The organism is Streptomyces flavalbus (assembly GCF_042674625.1).
GTDB classification, from domain to species: Bacteria; Actinomycetota; Actinomycetes; order Streptomycetales; family Streptomycetaceae; genus Streptomyces; species Streptomyces flavalbus.
The window spans coordinates 6,093,136-6,109,884 of sequence record NZ_JBHTEB010000001.1; the positions used below are offsets into that span (position 1 = coordinate 6,093,136).

The window sequence follows — 16,749 nt, forward strand, 5'->3', positions numbered from 1 at the left end:
TCGGCAGGGTCACAGTCCGGCGAACCGGGCCCCCGCGTGCCGCAGCCGCTCGTGCAGCTCCCGGAAGACGGCGGCCGAGCGGGCGCCGGGCCAGTCGGCGGGGAGCAGGTGCGCCGGGAGGCCGGGGTCGGCGTAGGGGAGGTGGCGCCAGGCGTCGAGGGCGAGGAGGTAGTCGCGGTAGGCGTCCTCGGGCGGGGTGTCGGCCCGCCGCCGCCAGGCGTCCCGCACGGGCGCGTGCCGGTCGAGGAACGCCTCGTGCTGCTTGGCGATCGCGGCCAGGTCCCACCAGCGGGCGACGGCCTCCACGGTCGGCGTGAAGCCGAGGTGCTCGCCGCGGAACAGGTCGACGTAGGCGTCCAGGCGCAGCCGCTCCAGGGTGTGCCGGGTCTCGTCGTGCAGCCGGGCGGGCGCGATCCACACGCCCGGCGCGGCGGTGCCGAAGCCGAGCCCGGCCAGCCGGGAGCGCAGGACGTGCCGCTTCTGCCGCTCCGACTCCGGCACGGAGAACACGGCGAGCACCCAGCCCTCGTCGTCCGCGGGGGCGGTGGCGTAGATGCGCCGGTCGCCGTCGTCGAGCAACTGCCGGGCCTCGGCGGAGAGTTCGTACCCGGCGGTGTCCTGGGCGGTGCGGGCGGGTGCCAGCAGGCCGCGCCGCTTGAGGCGGGAGACCGAGGAGCGGACCGAGGGCGCGTCCACGCCCACCGCCGCCAGCAGGCGGATCAGCTCCGCCACGGGCATCGGGCCGGGCAGGAACCGGCCGTAGGCGCCGTAGAGCGTGACGATGAGAGACCGAGGAGCAGGGTGGTCGGACACGTTGATCATCTTACGGCGTGTGCCCTGACGTCCGGATCACCGCTGGTCATCCGGGGTGCGCAGCAGGAACCGCTGGAGCTTGCCGGTGGCGGTGCGGGGCAGCGCGTCCAGGAAGACGACCTCGCGCGGGCACTTGTACGGCGCCAGCTCCGCCTTGACGAAGGCGCGCAGCGCGTCGCCGTCGCGCGGTGCGCCGTCCCGGACGACGACGTACGCCACGACCGCCGTGCCACGGGCCTCGTCGGGTCGGCCGACGACCGCCGCCTCGACGACGTCGGGGTGGCGCAGCAGCGCGTCCTCGACCTCGGGACCGGCGATGTTGTACCCGGCCGAGATGATCATGTCGTCGGCGCGAGCGACGTAGCGGAAGTAGCCGTCGGGTTCCCGGACGTAGGTGTCGCCGGTGATGTTCCAGCCGTCGCGGACGTACTCCCGCTGCCGGGGGTCGGCGAGGTAGCGGCAGCCGACCGGCCCGCGCACCGCCAGCAGTCCGGGCTCCCCGTCCGGCACGGGGTGCCCGTCGGCGTCCTGCACGCGCGCCTGCCAGCCGGGGACGGGCAGGCCCGTGGTGCCGGGGCGGATGCGCTCGTCGGCGGCGGAGACGAAGATGTGCAGCAGTTCGGTGGCGCCGATGCCGTTGATGATCCGCAGCCCGGTGCGCTCGTGCCAGGCGTGCCAGGTGGCGGCGGGCAGGTTCTCGCCCGTCGAGACGCAGCGGCGCAGGGACGTCAGGTCGTGGCCGTCGAGTGCGCCGAGCATCGCCCGGTACGCGGTGGGCGCGGTGAACAGCACGGAGACCCGGTGCTCGGCGATCGCGGGCAACAGCCGGTCGGGACCGGCCTGTTCGAGCAGCAGCGCGCTGGCCCCGGCCCGCAGCGGGAAGACGACCAGCCCGCCGAGCCCGAAGGTGAACCCGAGCGGCGGGCTGCCCGCGAACACGTCGTCCGCGCGGGGTCTGAGGACGTGCCGGGAGAAGGTGTCGGCGATCGCGAGGACGTCCCGGTGGAAGTGCGCGCACCCCTTGGGGCGGCCGGTGGTGCCGGAGGTGAACGCGATCAGCGCGACGTCGTCGGCGGCGGTGTCGACGGCCCGGTACGGCGCCGTCGGCACGGCCTGGTTGAGCAGGTCGTCGGGGCCGTCGCCGCCGTAGGTGGCGATCCGCAGGTCCGGCACCTCCGCCTTGGCGAGGTCGTCGACGAAGCGGCTGTCGCACACGGCGTGCCGGACCCGGGCCAGCTCGCAGATCGTGCGCAGCTCGCCGGGGCGCTGCTGGGCCAGCACGGTCACCGCGACCGCGCCCGCCTTCAGCACGGCCAGCCAGCACGCCGCCAGCCACGGCGTGGTCGGGCCGCGCAGCAGCACCCGGTTGCCGGGTACGACGCCCAGTTCGTCGGTGAGGACATGGGCGAGCCGGTCGACGCGGGCGCGCAGGTCGCCGTAGGTCCAGGTCGGACCGGCGGGGGTGCGGAAGGCGGGGCGGTCGGGCGGGGCGCCCGCCAGCAGCTCGGCGGCGCAGTTCAGCCGCTCCGGGTAGCGCAGTTCCGGCAGGTCGAAGTGGAGGCGGGGCCACTGGTCGGGGGGCGGGAGGTGGTCCCGCGCGAAGGTGTCGACGTGGGCGGAACGGGTGGGACCGGCCATGGGGTGCGCCCCCTCGGGTGGGCGGCGTGGGGTCAACTGGAGCGTAGCGCGTTGGTGACGACAGTCAACGGAGCGCGATACGGTCGGGGAGGCCCGTTGTACGAACGGTTCGGCGGAACCGACGGGCGGAACGGGCGGTGTGCGCGGTGCGGGCGGCCCGCCCGAGCGCCGGGTCGCGAGACCGCGCCACCCGCGTACGGATGGCCGTAGGAACCCGCTTCGCGGGAGGACGGAGTTCGCAGTGTCCGCGTTCTCGCTCGACCCCGACCAGGTCCGCTGGTGCGCCGAACTGCGCGCCCTCGCCGAACGCCACCTGCGCCCCCTCGTCGACGACGGCGAACCCGGCCGCGTCAACCGCCCGCTCCTCACCGAACTCGGCCGACAGGGGCTGCTCGCCCGGCTCTTCACGTCCGGCGCGCTCGACCTCTGCCTGATGCGGGAGTCCCTCGCCCGGGTCTGCGCCGCGGCGGAGACCGCCCTCGCCCTCCAGGGACTGGGCGCCCACCCGGTGCACGCCCACGGCACCGCCGCCCAACGCGCCCGCTGGCTCCCCGAGGTGAGCGCGGGCACGGCGGTCGCGGCCTTCGCCCTCACCGAACCGGACGCGGGCTCCGACGCGGCGGCCCTGGCGCTGCGCGCGGCACCGGACGGCCCCGGCCGCTGGCGTCTCGACGGCGACAAGTGCTGGATCTCCAACGCCCCCGAGGCCGACGTCTACACCGTCTTCGCCCGCACCACCCCCGACGCCGGAGCCCGCGGCGTAACGGCCTTCCTCGTCCCCGCCGACCGCCTCGGCCTGACCGGCACCCCCCTCGACATGCTCTCCCCGCACCCCATCGGCACCCTGCGCTTCGACGCCGTACCGGTCACCGCCGCCGACGTCCTCGGCGAGCCCGACCGCGGCTTCCGGGTGGCGATGGGCACCCTCAACCTGTTCCGCCCCAGCGTCGGCGCCTTCGCCGTCGGCATGGCGCAGGCCGCCCTCGACGCGACCGTCGCCCACACCGCCCGCCGCGGGGCGTTCGGCGGCACCCTCAGCGACCTCCAGGCGGTGGCCCACCAGGTCGCCGAGATGGCCCTGCGCACCGAGGCGGCCCGCCTGCTGGTGTACGCGGCGGCGACGGCGTACGACGAGGGCGCCGCCGACGTGCCACGCCGCGCCGCCATGGCGAAACTCCTCGCCACCGAGACCGCCCAGTACGTCGTCGACACCGCCGTCCAACTGCACGGCGCCCGCGCCCTGCGCCGCGGCCACCTCCTCGAACACCTCTACCGGGAGGTCCGCGCCCCGCGCATCTACGAGGGCGCGAGCGAGGTCCAGCGCGACATCATCGCCCGTCACCTGTACGCCAGCCAACGGGAGGAACAGTGACCGCCGAACGCGTCAACCCGCCCGGCCTGTCCCCGCCGACGGGCTTCTCCCACGCCGTCGTCGCCACCGGAGGCCGCGTCGCCTTCCTGGCGGGCCAGACCGCGCTCGACGAGCACGGCGAGATCGTCGGCGCGACGCTCCCGGAGCAGTTCCGGCGGGCCCTCGCCAACCTCCTCACCGCCCTGCGCGCCACCGGCGGCACGCCCGCCGACCTGGCCCGCGTCACCGTCTACACCACCGACCTCGCCGCCTACCGCGCCCACGCCGCCGACCTCGGCCGCGTCTGGCGGGAGCTGGCGGGCCGGGACTACCCGGCGATGGCGGTCGTGGAGGTCGTCCGCCTGTGGGACACGGCGGCGCTGGTGGAACTCGACGGCTTCGCGGTGCTGCCGTAGGGCCCGGTGGCGCGGGACTCGCCACCGAAGGGGTGACGGTCACGGCGGTCGGCGCGGGCGGGAGGTACCAGTGGAAGCCCCCTCGCCCTTCCCCCACCCCAGGAGGACCCCCGATGCCCCTACGCGCCGCCCGCGCCGTACCCGCCGTGCTCGCCACGGCCGCCGCGACACTCCTGCTCGCGGCCCCCGTCTCCGCCGCCCCCTCCGAGACGGTCACCGTCGACACCGCCGCCCGGGTCGCCGCCGACGGCACGGTCACCCTCACCGGCACCTACCGCTGCACCGCGGGCACCGGCCCCGTCTTCGTCAGCTCCGCCCTGCGCCAGGGCACCGACGAGGTCCGGTACGGCATCAACGGCAGCCACGCCGTCTGCGACGGCACCCTGCGCCGCTGGACCAACACCGGCCAGCCCTCGAACAAGACCTTCCAACCGGGCACCGCCACCGTCGAGGCCACCCTCGTCGAACTGACCACGGACACGGGCCTCCCGCTGCCCCGCATCCACGCCCGCCAGCAGCAGGACGTCACCCTCAGCCGCAGCTGACCCACCGTCAGCTCAGCGCGCGGGTACGGCGACCAGGGCGACGGCGCCCAGGCGGGCGCGGTGACGGCGCAACACCGCCCGCGTCCGCACCCTCGGCCGCAGCGGGGCGGTGTGCCGAGCGGTGACCGTGAAGCCCTCCGCCGCCAGCAGCGCCGCCCACCCGGCCGGGGTCAGGAGGCGGGCGCCGAGTCCGGTGGCGACCCCGGCGGCCAGCGCCGCGTCGAGGCCGTCGGGGAGCAGACACGGCTCGTGGATGCCGTAGCGGCCCGTGGCCGGGTCGAGGAGGCGGTGGGCCTCGCGGACGATCTGGTGGCGGGCACGCTCCGGCCGGGGCGTCAGCGCGCCCTCGCCGTAGACGACCGTGGCCCAGCCGGACGGCTGGCCCGTCGCCGTCACGTCCGACCGGACCGCCCGCACCCCCGCCCGCCCGGCCGTGGTGAGCGTGCTCAGCGCCGCCACCGCCGCCGGGTCCCGGTCCACCCCGGTGTACGCGGCCGGACGGCGGGCCAGCGTGAGGCGGGCCGTGGTGCCCAGGCCCGCCCCCAGTTCCACCACCCGGTCGGCCGGGCCGGGGGCGAGGGCGTCGAGGAGCCAGCGGGTCAGCGGCGTGCCGCCGGGCCCCGGCGCGGTGTCCGGCGCGTGCGTCGGCAGGGTCGGGGCGCGGGTCACAGCAGACTGCTCCAGTACGTCCAGAAGCGGGTGCCGACGAGGACCACGATCACGCCGTACCAGCCCGCCAGGATCAGCCAGTGGCTCTCCCGGACGACCGCGCCCACGCGGTCCCGGAAGTTGAACAGGGTCAGGTACCAGAACAGGGCGATGGTGACGACCCACACCAGCGCGCAGTACGGGCACAGGCGGTTCAGGGAGTACAGCGACTGCCAGATCAGCCAGTGCACGAAGACCACCCCGGCCAGCGCCCCGGCGTTCAGCGCCAGCCACAGCGCCCGGTGCAGCCGCGACCCCGTCACCACCGCCACGCCCAGCGCGGCGACCACGGCGAACGCGGCCAGGCCCAGCAGCATGTTGGGGAAGCCGAGCAGGTTGCCCTGCGGGCTGGCCATCGCCGTGCCGCAGCCGATCACCGGGTTGATGTCGCAGGACGGGTGGTAGGCGGGGTCCCGCAGCACGCGCCAGTCGTCGATGGTGAGCCGGAGCGACGCCAGCCAGCCGATCAGGCCCGTGACCGTCATCAGCCAGCCGACGCGCCGCCCCGGCCCGGCGGCGCCCGGCGCTCTCATGCGGCGCGGCCGTGCTGCCGTGCTCGCGAAGGGCTGTTCGGGGTGGTGCCCTGGGTGCTCGCCCGGCGCCGGTAGACGACGTACGGGCGGGCCAGGTAGCCGACCGGCGCGCTCCACACGTGCACGAGTCGGGTGAACGGCCAGGCCGCGAAGAGCAGGCACGCCGTCAGCGCGTGCAGTTGGAACAGCAGCGGCGCGCCCGCGATGGCCTCCGGCTGCGGCTGGAGCGTGAACAGGCCACGGAACCAGACGGAGACGGTGGAGCGGTAGTCGTAGCCCCCGCCGAACACGTTGTGCGCGGCGGTCGCGGTGATGCCGAGCAGCACGGTCGCCGAGAGGAGGGGGAAGAGGAGCTTGTCGCTGCGGTCGGTGCCGAGGCGGATCCGCGGGGTCAGCAGGCGGCGTGCGCAGAGCATTCCGAGCCCGGCCACCATCGCGACCCCGGCGACCGAGCCCGCCCAGACGGCGGTGGTGTGGTAGGCGTGCTCGGTGATGCCGACCGCCTCCGTCCAGGACGCGGGGACGGCGAGGCCCACCACGTGACCGGCGATCACCATGAACGCGCCGATGTGGAACAGCGGGCTGCCGAAGCGCAGCCAGCGGTGTTCGAGGAGCTGGGTGGTGCGGGAGGTCCAGCCGAACTGGTCCTGCCGGTAGCGCCACACGTGCCCGACCGCGAACACGGCCAGGCAGATGTAGGGCACCGCGACCCACAGCAGCAGGTCGGCGCCGCTGGCGGCGGAGAGGGTGGCGGTTTCTGCGGCGCTCATCGAGGGCCTTCCAGGGACGACGGGGACGACGAGGGTGTCGGGGGCGACGGGGGCGTCAGGGGCGTCAGGGGCGGCATCAGGGTCGGCGGGGCCTGCTCCGGCGGCACGAACGCGTCCGGCGGCGCGAACTCGCCCATCCCGTACGGGTCCAGGCCGACGTCCTCGTTCGGCGGGCCCTGCGCGGCCAGCTCGGCGACCGCCGCGAGGTCCGCCTCGGTGGGCGGCGGCAGCAGCGAGACCAGCGCGCCGAGGACGTGCCGGTACGGCGAGTCCGTGTCGGTCAGCGCCCGGTGGATCAGCTCGATGCCGCGCCGGTGCTGCCGCAGCGGCGCCTCACCGGCGCGCGGCCCGGCCAGCGCGGCGTACTCAAGGACCACCGGCAGGTGGTCGGGCAGCTCGCCGCCGTCGGTGTCCCAGCCGGTGGCGCGGTACCGCTGGGCCAGGGTGAGCAGCGCCATGCCACGGCGGCGGGTGTCGCCGTGCAGGTAGTACGTCAGGTAGAGGCTGCTCTTGCGGCGCAGGTCGAACATCTCGACGTAGTGCCGCTCCAGCGCGTCCGGCTCCTCCCCGGTGAACCAGCGCAGGAACTCGGCGAGTTCCGTCGCGGCCTGGGACGGCGGCAGCGCCTCGACGGTGGCCGTCAGCACCGGGCGGGCGGCGGCCAGCGCGTCGTCGGGGTACTGGAGCAGCAGCGACATCAGCCGCAGCAGCAGGGCGCGGGTCTCCTCCTGCTCGGGGGGGAGCGGGGCGGCGTCCCGGTGCGGGCGGCGCAGGGCCGCCTTCACGCGGGTGCGGACGATCCCGGGCACGGTGGTCGGCAGCGGGGTCACGGGTTCCCTCCGGTCGAGGCGCGGCGCAGGGTCGGGATGCCGAGCATCACCCGGCGGCCGTCGGTGGGCTGCGGGTCGCCGGACGTCTCCACCGGGCAGCGGTCCTCCATCGCGGACAGCGCCGCCGCGTCCTCCTTGTGCGCGGCCGGGACGACGTACCGGTCCTCGTACTTGGCGACGGCGAGCAACCGGTGCAGGTCCTCCGCCTCCCGGGCGGTCATCCCGACCGCCTTGACGACGGTCTCGTCGCCGGGCTCACCGAGGGTCCGCTCCCGCATGAAGGAGCGCAGCGCCGTCAGCTTCATCAGCACCCCGCCCACGACGTCGGTGTCCCCGGCGGTGAACAGCTCCGCCAGGTACTCCAGCGGGATGCGCAGCCGGGTGACCGCCGCGAACACGTGGTCCGGGTCGTCCTGGTTGCCGCCCGCGCTGGTCACCGCGTCCAGGACGGGCGAGAGCGGCGGCACGTACCAGACCATCGGCAGGGTGCGGTACTCCGGGTGCAGCGGCAGCGCGACCTTGTACTTCGACACCAGCGCGTACACCGGGGAGCGGCGGGCCGCGTCCAGCCAGTCCTCGGGGATGCCGGACTCCCGGGCCGCGGCGATCACCTCGGGGTCGAACGGGTCGAGGAAGACGTTCCGCTGGGCGTCCAGCAGGTCCTTCTCGTCCGGCGTCGCCGCCGCCTCGCCCACCCGGTCGGCGTCGTAGAGGAGCAGGCCGAGGTAGCGCAGCCGTCCGACGCAGGTCTCCGAGCACACCGTCGGCTGTCCGGCCTCGATGCGCGGGAAGCAGAACGTGCACTTCTCGGCCTTGCCGGTGGCGTGGTTGACGTACACCTTCTTGTACGGGCACGCCGTCACGCACATCCGCCAGCCGCGGCACTTGTCCTGGTCGACCAGGACGATGCCGTCCTCGACCCGCTTGTACATCGCGCCGGACGGGCACGCGGACACGCACGCCGGGTTGAGGCAGTGCTCGCACAGCCGGGGCAGGTGGAACAGGAAGGTCTGCTCGAACTCGAACTTGACCTTCTGCGCCCACTCACCGCTGAGGTTCGGGTCGCCGCCCGCGTTCTCGGGCGCGCCGCCCAGGCCGTCCTCCCAGTTGGCGCCCCAGGTGATCGCGGTGGGCTTGCCGGTGAGGACGGAGCGCGGGCGGGCGACGGGGACGTCCTTGCCCGCGGGGGCGTTGACGAGGTTGTCGTAGTCGTAGGTGACCGGCTCGTAGTAGTCCTCGAGGGAGGGCAGGTCGGGGTTGGAGAACAGCGACAGCAGGCGCCGTACCCGGCCGCCGGAGCGCAGGACCAGACGGCCCTTCTTGTCCAGCGTCCAGCCGCCCTTCCACTGGTCCTGGTCCTCGTAGCGGCGCGGGTAGCCCACGCCGGGTTTGGTCTCCACGTTGTTGAACCAGGCGTACTCGACGCCGGTGCGGTTGGTCCACGTCTGCTTGCAGGTGACCGAGCAGGTGTGGCAGCCGATGCACTTGTCGAGGTTCATCACCATGGCGATCTGAGCCATGACGCGCATGTCAGTACTCCACGTCCTGCGAGCGGCGACGGATGACCGTGACCTCGTCTCGCTGGTTTCCGGTCGGGCCGTAGTAGTTGAAGGCGTAGGTGAACTGGGCGTAGCCGCCCGCGAGGTGAGTGGGCTTGAGGAGCAGCCGCGTCAGCGAGTTGTGGATGCCGCCGCGCCTGCCGCTGACCTCGGTCTTCGGCACGTTCACGTTGCGGTCCTGGGCGTGGTACATGTACACCGTGCCCTCGGGCATCCGGTGCGTGACCACGGCCCGCGCCGCGACGACGCCGTTGCGGTTGTACGCCTCGATCCACTCGTTGTCCCTGACGCCGACCTTCTCGGCGTCCTCGACGGACATCCAGATCGTGGGGCCGCCCCGGGACAGGTCGAGCATGTACTTGTTGTCCTGGTAGTTCGAGTGGATGGACCACTTCGAGTGCGGGGTCAGGTAGCGGACGGTGACCTCCGCCCGGTCCCGGTCGTGGAGCTGCTCGTCGCCGTAGTGCCGGGGCGTGTTGAGCGGCGGCCGGTAGACGGGCAGCTGCTCGCCCAGCTCGGTGATCCAGTCGTGCTGCACGTAGAAGTGCTGCCGTCCGGTGAGCGTGTGCCAGGGCTTGAGGTGCTCGACGTTGATCACGAAGGGCGAGTAGCGGCGGCCCCCGGTCTCCGAGCCCGACCACTCGTACGACGTCATGACGGCCCTGGGCTGGGTGCGGGTGTCGGCGAAGGTGATCCGCTCGGCCTCCCGCTCGGCGGCGAGTTCCACCAGGCCCTCGCTGCCGGTCTGCCGCTCCAGCTCCCGGAAGCCCTCGGTGGCCAGGCGCCCGTTGGTGGTGCCGGACAGGGCGAGGATCGCCTCGCACATGTGGGTGGCGGTCGCCAGCGACGGGCGTCCGGCGGCGATGCCGTCGCGGACGGTGCCGTTGCGGTGGCGCAGCTCCTCGATCTCCTTGTCCGGGTGGACGGTGACGCCCTTGGTGGTCGTGCCGAGCTTGTCGAGCAGCGGGCCGACGGCGCGGATCTTCTGCGCGACGGCGGCGTAGTCCCGCTCGATGACGACGAGCTTCGGCATGGTCTTGCCGGGGATGGGCTCGCACTCGCCGGTCTTCCAGTCCCGTACGACACCGCCCGGCTGGGCGAGTTCGTCGGGGGTGTCGTGCAGCAGCGGCACGGCGAGGACGTCGGTGCGGGTGCCGAGGTGGTCGGCGGCCAGCTCGCTGAACCGGTCGGCGATGGTGAGGAAGGTGTCGTAGTCGGTGCGGGCGCCAGGGCGGCGCGATGGCCGGGGTGAAGGCGTGCACGAAGGGGTGCATGTCCGTGGAGGACAGGTCGTCCTTCTCGTACCAGGTGGCCGCCGGGAGGACCACGTCGGACATCAGGCTGGTCGACGTCATCCGGAAGTCCATGGTGACCAGCAGGTCGAGCTTGCCCTCGGGCGCCTCGTCCCGCCACACCACGTCCTGCGGGCGCCCCTCGGGCGGGGTCTCCGCGGAGCGGACGGCGGCGTCGGTGCCGAGCAGGTGGCGCAGGAAGTACTCGTTGCCCTTGCCGGACGAGCCCAGCAGGTTGGCCCGCCACACGGTCAGCACCCGCGGGAAGTTGGCGGGGTCGTCGGGGTCCTCGGCGGCGAACTTCAGGTTCCCCGACTTCAGCTCGTCGACGATGTGCTCGGGAACGCTCTTGCCCTTCTCGGCCGCCTCGTCGGTGAGGTCGAGCGGGTTGCGGTTGAAGCCCGGCTGGCCCGGCGTCCAGCCGAGCCGGACCGCCTGTGCCAGCACGTCGGCGGTCGCCTTGCCCGCGAACCGGCCCTCGCCCAGCGGCGACGCCAGCTCGTCGGGCCCGAACGCCTCGTACCGCCACTGGTCGGTGTTGAGGTACCAGTAGGAGGTGCCCGCCATGTGCCGGGTCGGCCGCTGCCAGTCGAAGGCGAACGCCAGGTGCTGGAGTCCGGTGATCGGACGGATCTTCTCCTGGCCGACGTAGTGCGCCCAGCCGCCGCCGTTGACGCCCTGGCAGCCGGTCATCGTCACCAGCGCCAGGAACGCCCGGTAGATGGTGTCGGAGTGGAACCAGTGGTTGGTGCCCGCGCCCAGCGCGATCATCGACCGCCCGTTGGTCCGCTCCGCGTTGCGCGCGAACTCCCGCCCGATCCGCGCCGCCTGCTCGGCGGGCACGGAGGTGATGGTCTCCTGCCAGGCCGGGGTGTACGGCTGCGAGGCGTCGTCGTACGACGTCGGCCACACGCCGGGCAGGCCCGGCCGTACGACGCCGTACTGCGCCAGCATCAGGTCGAAGACGGTCGTCACCAGCCGCCCGCCGACCCGGCGCACGGGCACCCCGCGCACCATCGTGGAGCCGCCCTCGGTGGCGCCCTCGTCGAAGCGCGGCAGGGTCACCTCGACGGTCTCCTCGGCCCGCTCCAGCAGGCTCAGCTCCGGCACGGTGTCGCCGAGGTCGAGGTTCCAGCGGCCCTGCTCGGCCTTCTCCCACCGGTGGCCGAGGGAGCCGTTGGGCACCACGGGCTCACCCGTGACCGAGTCCAGCAGGACGGTCTTGGAGTCGGCGTGCTCCTCGTCGCGGCCCAGGTCGGCCGCCGTCAGGAAGCCGTCGGGCACGTGCCCGTCGCCGCGCTTCTTCAGCGCGACCAGGAACGGCGCGTCCGTGAACTTCCGCAGGTACTCGCGGAAGTACGGCACCTCCCGGTCGACCAGGAACTCCCTGAGGATCACATGGCCCATCGCCATCGCCAGCGCGCCGTCCGTGCCCGGGTGCGGGGCCATCCACTCGTCGGCGTGCTTGACGTTGTCGGCGTAGTCGGGGCTGACGGCGACGATCTTCGTGCCGTTGTAGCGGGTCTCGGTGAGGAAGTGCGCGTCGGGCGTGCGGGTCACCGGGATGTTGGAGCCCCACATGATCAGGTAGCCCGCGTTCCACCAGTCCGCGGCCTCCGGCACGTCCGTCTGGTCGCCGAAGACCTGCGGGGAGGCGATCGGGAGGTCCGCGTACCAGTCGTAGAACGACAGCAGGGTGCCGCCGATCAGCGACATGAACCGGGCGCCCGACGCGAACGACGCCATCGACATCGCCGGGATCGGGGAGAACCCCGCGACGCGGTCGGGCCCGTACTCCTTCACCGTGTGCACATGGGCGGCGGCGACCATCTCGGACACCTCGTCCCAGTCGGCGCGCACCAGGCCGCCCTTGCCGCGGGCCCGCTTGTACGCCCGCGCCTTCGCCGGGTCCCCGGTGATCTCCGCCCACGCCGCGACCGGGTCGCCCAGCCTGCGGCGGGCCTCCCGCCACAGCTTCAGCAGGGCGCCGCGCACATAGGGGTAGCGGACCCGGCTGGGGGAGTAGGTGTACCAGGAGAACGACGCCCCGCGCGGGCAGCCGCGCGGCTCGTACTCGGGACAGTCCGAGCCGATCGACGGGTAGTCGGTGGCCTGGTGCTCCCAGGTGATGATCCCGTCCTTGACGTACACCATCCACGAGCAGGAGCCGGTGCAGTTCACGCCGTGCGTGGAGCGCACCACCTTGTCGTGGGCCCACCGGTCGCGGTAGAAACCCTCCCACTTGCCGTCGTTCTCACCGAACACCGCGCGGCCGTCGGCCGACGTCTCACGACGGGTCAGCAGCCGCCGGGCCGCCAGCGGCCAGTCCTGGTCGACGCGCGACTGCTTCGGCCGAGCGTTCTGGTCGTTCTCCATGAGGCAAGACCGTAGGTTGCGGCGATGTTTCTGAACTGGGGCCGAAGGTCCCTGGTCGGGCGACCTACCGGCCCGAACCCGGGCCCGGAGAAGGGGTCCTCCGGGCCTTCGGCAGTGAGGGTGCTCACACGGGGCACGCCTCACGCGTACAGGTCGGTGCTGAGGTACCGCTCGCCGGTGTCCGGCAGGACGACGACGATCAGGGCCCCCTCGTGCCGGGGATCGCGGGCGACGGCGGCGGCGGCGTGCAGGGCGGCGCCACCGGACACCCCGGCGAGGACGCCCTCGGTGCGGGCCAGCCGACGGGCCGCCTCCTGGGCCTGGGTGAGGGAGACCCGTCTGACCGCGTCGTATACGGAGGTGTCCAGGACGTCCGGGACGAACCCGGCGCCGAGGCCCTGGATGCGGTGCGGGCCCGGGTCGCCGCCCGACAGCACGGCCGACTCCGCCGGTTCCACGGCGACGACGGTCACCTCCGGCTTCTTCTCCTTCAGCACCTGCCCGACGCCGGTGACCGTGCCGCCGGTGCCGACCCCGGCCACCAGGACGTCGACCCGGCCCTCGGTGTCCTGCCAGATCTCCTGGGCGGTGGTGCGGCGGTGGGCGTCGGGGTTGGCCGGGTTGCGGAACTGCTGCGGCATGAACCAGCCGTTGGCCTCCGCCATCTCGGCGGCCCGCTCGACGGCCCCGCGCATCCCCGCCGCGGCCGGGGTGAGGACCAGGTCCGCGCCGTACGCCCGCAGCAGCGCCCGCCGCTCCACGCTCATGCTCTCCGGCATCGTGAACATCACCGGGTGGCCCAGCGCGGCGGCCACCATCGCCAGGCCGATGCCGGTGTTGCCGCTGGTCGGCTCGACGATCCGCTGACCGGGGCGGAGGGCGCCGCTGTCCCGGGCGTCCTCGATCATCGCCAGCGCGATCCGGTCCTTGACGCTGCCACCCGGGTTCGCGGACTCCAGCTTGGCCACCAGCCGCGCCGGGAGGCCCTCACCGAAGCGGCGCAGCTCCACCAGGGGGGTGCGGCCGATCAACGCGGTCACGGAGGGGTGTATCGAGGTCATGGTCAGTCCTTCTGCTCAGGTGCGGTGGGTGCTTCGGTCGGTGGGTGGCCAGCGGGGAGCGGACCGTGGAGTGCGCCGGGACGTCCCGCAGGACGAGGGAGTGGGCGCCGACGAGCGTGTCGTGGCCGATGTGCACGGGGCCGAGGACGGTGGCGCCGACGCCGAGCACGACGCGGTCCCCGACGCTGGGGTGACGGCGCGCGGTGGGGGTGTCCGTCCACCAGCCGGTGCCGCCGAGGGTGACGCGGTGGTACAGCATCACGTCGTCGCCGACAACGGCCGTCTCGCCGATCACCACGCCCATGCCGTGGTCGATGAAGCAGCGGCGGCCGATCACCGCGCCCGGGTGGATCTCGATGCCGGTCAGCGAGCGGACGGTCTGCGACAGCAGCCGCGGCAGGAACGGCAGTCCGAGCCGGTGCAGCCGGTGCGCGACCCGGTGCGACCAGATGGCCCACAGCCCCGGGTACAACAACACCTCGACCCGCCGCGCCCCCCGCAACGCCGGGTCCTTGGCACAGGCGGTCCGAAGATCTTCGAGCAACATACGCGTCCTTCTGCGGGTAAGGGGCCCGCCAGTTCCCCTAGCTGCGGGCAGTCGTGCCGCTGGGGCGATGGGGGTCCCCCCTGCTCGAGCGAAGTCGAGAGCTTGGGGGAGGGTGGGCGCAGCGGCACCCTGTCAGCGCCGGGTGCGCGACCCACCCGCGGCGCCAGCGCAGCCGGGCCGCGCCCATGCGGTGCCGCTCAGCGAGAGGCAGTGAAGAGAACGGGCGCCTACAGAACGCCACCCGAGCGGACGCGACATCGCAGCGCCCGCCCGCCGCCGCGGAACAGTCGCCGCGCGCGCAGACCGGGAAGAAGGGGCAGGCTGCCGTAGTCCATGGGACGCGACGCTAGGACAGCCACCCCACACCCCCGCTTGGGCCGACCAGCCCCACCCGCCCCGCCGTTGGACCCTGTCCGCCCCGCCACCCGGGGACCGGTGGGCGCGGACGCGGGGACCGTCCGGCCCACGCCCCCGCCACCGCCGTACGACGAGACTGTTCACGACCGGCCGGGAGCTGACGCCACGACCGCCGCACGGCCGCCGGGCCCCGTCTTCTCTGCCCGGGGCCGCGGCCCGCGGGGCGCGCCCCCGGCACGGTCACCGTCCGGCCCCCCGACTGACACGGCCGGACACCCGTCCGCCACGCCCCACCCCGGCGCCTGGCCCGCCCCGGCCGCAGCCGCCGGTTCCCTCCGGGGCGTGGCGGACAAAACCCCGCCACCGGCCGGTCCGCACCGGCCGTGACCCACTGGAGACGACCTCGATGAGCGCACTGACCCTCGCGTCGGCCCCCGAGGACGCCACGGCCCTGGAGGCCGCCGAGGCCCACCACGCGCGCCTGGCCGGGGAACTGGCCGGACGCGTCGCGCTGCTGCTCACCGCCACCGGCCGCGACCACGTCGCCGCCGAGCGGCTGCACGCCGGGCTCGTCGCCTTCTGCGACCGTGAGCTGCTGCCGCACACGGCGGCCAAGGAGGCCGTGCTCTACCCGGTCGCCCGGCGGCTGCCCGACACCCGGCTGCTGATCGAGGGACTCGTCGGCGAGGACCGCTGTCTGGCCGCGCTGGTCGAGGCGCTGCGCGACTCCGGCGACCTCGCCCTCGCCGCCGCCGAGGCCCGCGCGCTCCAGGTCCTCTTCGAGGAACACCTGGCGAAGGAGAACGGCCTGGTCCTGCCGCTGCTCGCGGCGGCCCCGGACGTCCCGCTGCCCGCACTGCTCGCGGACGTTCAGGAACGTACCGCGCCATCCGGCGCCCCCACGGTCGCCGCCCCCCGCACGAAAGCCGAGGACATGACCGACGACCCCACCAACCAGGACGGCTGCGGCGGCTGCGGCTGCGGCGCGCGGGAGACCGGCGACCCCGAACTCGACGTACGGACCGTCCCGCACGCCGTCCGCCACGCCACCGTCTTCCGCACCCTGGACACCCTGCCCGTGGACGCCGCCCTGGTGCTGGTCGCCTCCCACGACCCGCTGCCGCTGCTCGCGCAGTTGGAGGAGCGCCGTCCCGGCGTGTTCGCCACCGAGTACCTGGAGCGCGGCCCCGAGTCCTGGCGGCTGCGGTTCACCCACCGGGCCGCGCTCGGTGTCGTGGAGGTGACGTCATGAGCGCCGCCCGGGGCCGGAGCGGCGTGCTGGCCACCGCGGTCGGCGCGGGACTGCTCGCCGCCGGTCCTGTGATGCTGTGGCGCGCCAGCGGCGGACGCAGGGAGATCCGCGGCGAACTCGCCGCCCAGAAGATCACGTTCCCGCTCCACGGGCTGCCCGCCCACCTGAGCCGGTACGCGGGCGTGGCCGTGGAGACAGGACCGCAGGCGCACGCCTACGCCGAGCTGATCAAGGACCATGTCGCCAAGGCGACCGGTGGCCGCACCTACGCCGAGGTGACCGAGGAACTCCACGCCACCGGCGGCGACGACGAGAAGCTGACCAGGCTGCGGCAGACCGCGTTCATGGGCGAGACCCTGCGCGCCTCCCTGCTCTCCGCCTACCAGGCGTGGGAGATCACCACCCTGGTCGCGGGCCTGGGCGCCGCCCTGACCGGCCTCGGCGCGGCGACCCTGGCCACCGCGAAGGCCCTGCGCCCACCCCGCGCCTGATCCGCCCACAGCGGTCCGCGCCCGCCCACCCACCGGCCCACGCCGCGGCGGCACTGGCCACGGCGAAGGCCCTGCGCCCACCCCGCGTTTGATCCGCCCACAGCGGTCCGCGCCCGCCCACCCACCGGCCCACGCCGCAGCGGCACTGGCCACGGCGAAGGCCCTGCGCCCACCCCGCGTTTGATCCGCCCACAGCGGTCCGCGCCCGCC

Annotated in this window: 14 protein-coding genes and 1 pseudogene; 5 read left to right on the forward strand and 10 right to left on the reverse strand. The window is 74.1% G+C overall.

Annotated features, from left to right (window positions below; genetic code table 11):
* Positions 1 to 9 precede the first annotated feature (9 nt).
* Both ACFQZ6_RS27350 and ACFQZ6_RS27355 read right to left on the reverse strand, forming a co-directional pair.
* Positions 10 to 822, reverse strand: a complete 813-nt coding sequence (locus tag ACFQZ6_RS27350) for a PaaX family transcriptional regulator (protein ID WP_381613889.1) — start codon at positions 820 to 822, stop codon at positions 10 to 12.
* Positions 823 to 849: 27 nt separating this feature from the next.
* A complete protein-coding gene (locus ACFQZ6_RS27355; RefSeq protein ID WP_381613892.1) occupies positions 850 to 2,451 on the reverse strand; it encodes an AMP-binding protein in 1,602 nt (533 codons plus the stop codon).
* A gap of 241 nt (positions 2,452 to 2,692) precedes the next feature.
* Between ACFQZ6_RS27355 and ACFQZ6_RS27360 the strand changes: the two genes are divergently transcribed.
* From ACFQZ6_RS27360 to ACFQZ6_RS27370, 3 genes are all read left to right on the forward strand, one after another.
* Positions 2,693 to 3,823 carry an acyl-CoA dehydrogenase family protein gene (locus ACFQZ6_RS27360; protein WP_381613895.1) on the forward strand — a complete coding sequence of 377 codons (1,131 nt, stop codon included), beginning with the start codon at positions 2,693 to 2,695 and terminating at the stop codon, positions 3,821 to 3,823.
* A complete protein-coding gene (locus ACFQZ6_RS27365; RefSeq protein WP_381613898.1) occupies positions 3,820 to 4,218 on the forward strand; it encodes a RidA family protein in 399 nt (132 codons plus the stop codon). The genes ACFQZ6_RS27360 and ACFQZ6_RS27365 overlap by 4 nt, the downstream gene beginning before the upstream one ends.
* A gap of 113 nt (positions 4,219 to 4,331) precedes the next feature.
* Positions 4,332 to 4,763 carry a DUF6299 family protein gene (locus ACFQZ6_RS27370; protein ID WP_381613901.1) on the forward strand — a complete coding sequence of 144 codons (432 nt, stop codon included), beginning with the start codon at positions 4,332 to 4,334 and terminating at the stop codon, positions 4,761 to 4,763.
* A 12-nt stretch (positions 4,764 to 4,775) separates the two neighbouring features.
* Here ACFQZ6_RS27370 and ACFQZ6_RS27375 read toward each other — a convergent pair whose 3' ends face one another.
* The 8 genes and pseudogenes from ACFQZ6_RS27375 to epsC form a co-directional block, all read right to left on the reverse strand.
* Positions 4,776 to 5,432, reverse strand: coding sequence for a class I SAM-dependent methyltransferase (locus ACFQZ6_RS27375; RefSeq protein ID WP_381613904.1), 657 nt, complete (start codon positions 5,430 to 5,432; stop codon positions 4,776 to 4,778).
* A complete protein-coding gene (locus ACFQZ6_RS27380; RefSeq protein ID WP_381613907.1) occupies positions 5,429 to 6,004 on the reverse strand; it encodes a vitamin K epoxide reductase family protein in 576 nt (191 codons plus the stop codon). Before ACFQZ6_RS27380 ends, ACFQZ6_RS27375 begins: the two co-directional genes overlap by 4 nt.
* Positions 6,001 to 6,774, reverse strand: coding sequence for a respiratory nitrate reductase subunit gamma (narI, locus tag ACFQZ6_RS27385; protein ID WP_381613910.1), 774 nt, complete (start codon positions 6,772 to 6,774; stop codon positions 6,001 to 6,003). Before narI ends, ACFQZ6_RS27380 begins: the two co-directional genes overlap by 4 nt.
* Positions 6,771 to 7,604 carry a nitrate reductase molybdenum cofactor assembly chaperone gene (gene narJ, locus ACFQZ6_RS27390; RefSeq protein WP_381613913.1) on the reverse strand — a complete coding sequence of 278 codons (834 nt, stop codon included), beginning with the start codon at positions 7,602 to 7,604 and terminating at the stop codon, positions 6,771 to 6,773. Before narJ ends, narI begins: the two co-directional genes overlap by 4 nt.
* Positions 7,601 to 9,133, reverse strand: coding sequence for a nitrate reductase subunit beta (gene narH, locus ACFQZ6_RS27395; protein ID WP_381613916.1), 1,533 nt, complete (start codon positions 9,131 to 9,133; stop codon positions 7,601 to 7,603). Before narH ends, narJ begins: the two co-directional genes overlap by 4 nt.
* A 1-nt stretch (position 9,134) precedes the next feature.
* Positions 9,135 to 12,831, reverse strand: a pseudogene (locus ACFQZ6_RS27400) (nitrate reductase subunit alpha).
* 140 nt (positions 12,832 to 12,971) lie between these two features.
* Positions 12,972 to 13,892, reverse strand: coding sequence for a cysteine synthase A (cysK, locus tag ACFQZ6_RS27405; protein WP_381613919.1), 921 nt, complete (start codon positions 13,890 to 13,892; stop codon positions 12,972 to 12,974).
* Positions 13,819 to 14,439, reverse strand: coding sequence for a serine O-acetyltransferase EpsC (gene epsC, locus ACFQZ6_RS27410; RefSeq protein WP_381613921.1), 621 nt, complete (start codon positions 14,437 to 14,439; stop codon positions 13,819 to 13,821). The genes cysK and epsC overlap by 74 nt, the downstream gene beginning before the upstream one ends.
* Before the next feature lie 763 nt (positions 14,440 to 15,202).
* Between epsC and ACFQZ6_RS27415 the strand changes: the two genes are divergently transcribed.
* Together ACFQZ6_RS27415 and ACFQZ6_RS27420 are read left to right on the forward strand one after the other, a co-directional pair.
* Entirely contained in the window at positions 15,203 to 16,048 is an 846-nt protein-coding gene (locus ACFQZ6_RS27415) for a DUF2249 domain-containing protein (RefSeq protein WP_381613924.1), read from the forward strand.
* On the forward strand, positions 16,045 to 16,539 hold the full coding sequence (locus tag ACFQZ6_RS27420) for a hypothetical protein (RefSeq protein WP_381613926.1): 495 nt from the start codon (positions 16,045 to 16,047) through the stop codon (positions 16,537 to 16,539). The genes ACFQZ6_RS27415 and ACFQZ6_RS27420 overlap by 4 nt, the downstream gene beginning before the upstream one ends.
* Positions 16,540 to 16,749 lie beyond the last annotated feature (210 nt).

Coding starts and splice junctions, on each gene's coding strand:
- epsC (WP_381613921.1), bottom strand. CDS start 14,439: ATGTTGCTCGAAGATCTTCGGACCGCCTGTGCCAAGGACCCGGCGTTG.
- ACFQZ6_RS27355 (WP_381613892.1), bottom strand. CDS start 2,451: ATGGCCGGTCCCACCCGTTCCGCCCACGTCGACACCTTCGCGCGGGAC.
- ACFQZ6_RS27380 (WP_381613907.1), bottom strand. CDS start 6,004: ATGAGAGCGCCGGGCGCCGCCGGGCCGGGGCGGCGCGTCGGCTGGCTG.
- ACFQZ6_RS27370 (WP_381613901.1), top strand. CDS start 4,332: ATGCCCCTACGCGCCGCCCGCGCCGTACCCGCCGTGCTCGCCACGGCC.
- ACFQZ6_RS27420 (WP_381613926.1), top strand. CDS start 16,045: ATGAGCGCCGCCCGGGGCCGGAGCGGCGTGCTGGCCACCGCGGTCGGC.
- narI (WP_381613910.1), bottom strand. CDS start 6,774: ATGAGCGCCGCAGAAACCGCCACCCTCTCCGCCGCCAGCGGCGCCGAC.
- cysK (WP_381613919.1), bottom strand. CDS start 13,892: ATGACCTCGATACACCCCTCCGTGACCGCGTTGATCGGCCGCACCCCC.
- ACFQZ6_RS27415 (WP_381613924.1), top strand. CDS start 15,203: ATGAGCGCACTGACCCTCGCGTCGGCCCCCGAGGACGCCACGGCCCTG.
- ACFQZ6_RS27350 (WP_381613889.1), bottom strand. CDS start 822: ATGATCAACGTGTCCGACCACCCTGCTCCTCGGTCTCTCATCGTCACG.
- narH (WP_381613916.1), bottom strand. CDS start 9,133: ATGCGCGTCATGGCTCAGATCGCCATGGTGATGAACCTCGACAAGTGC.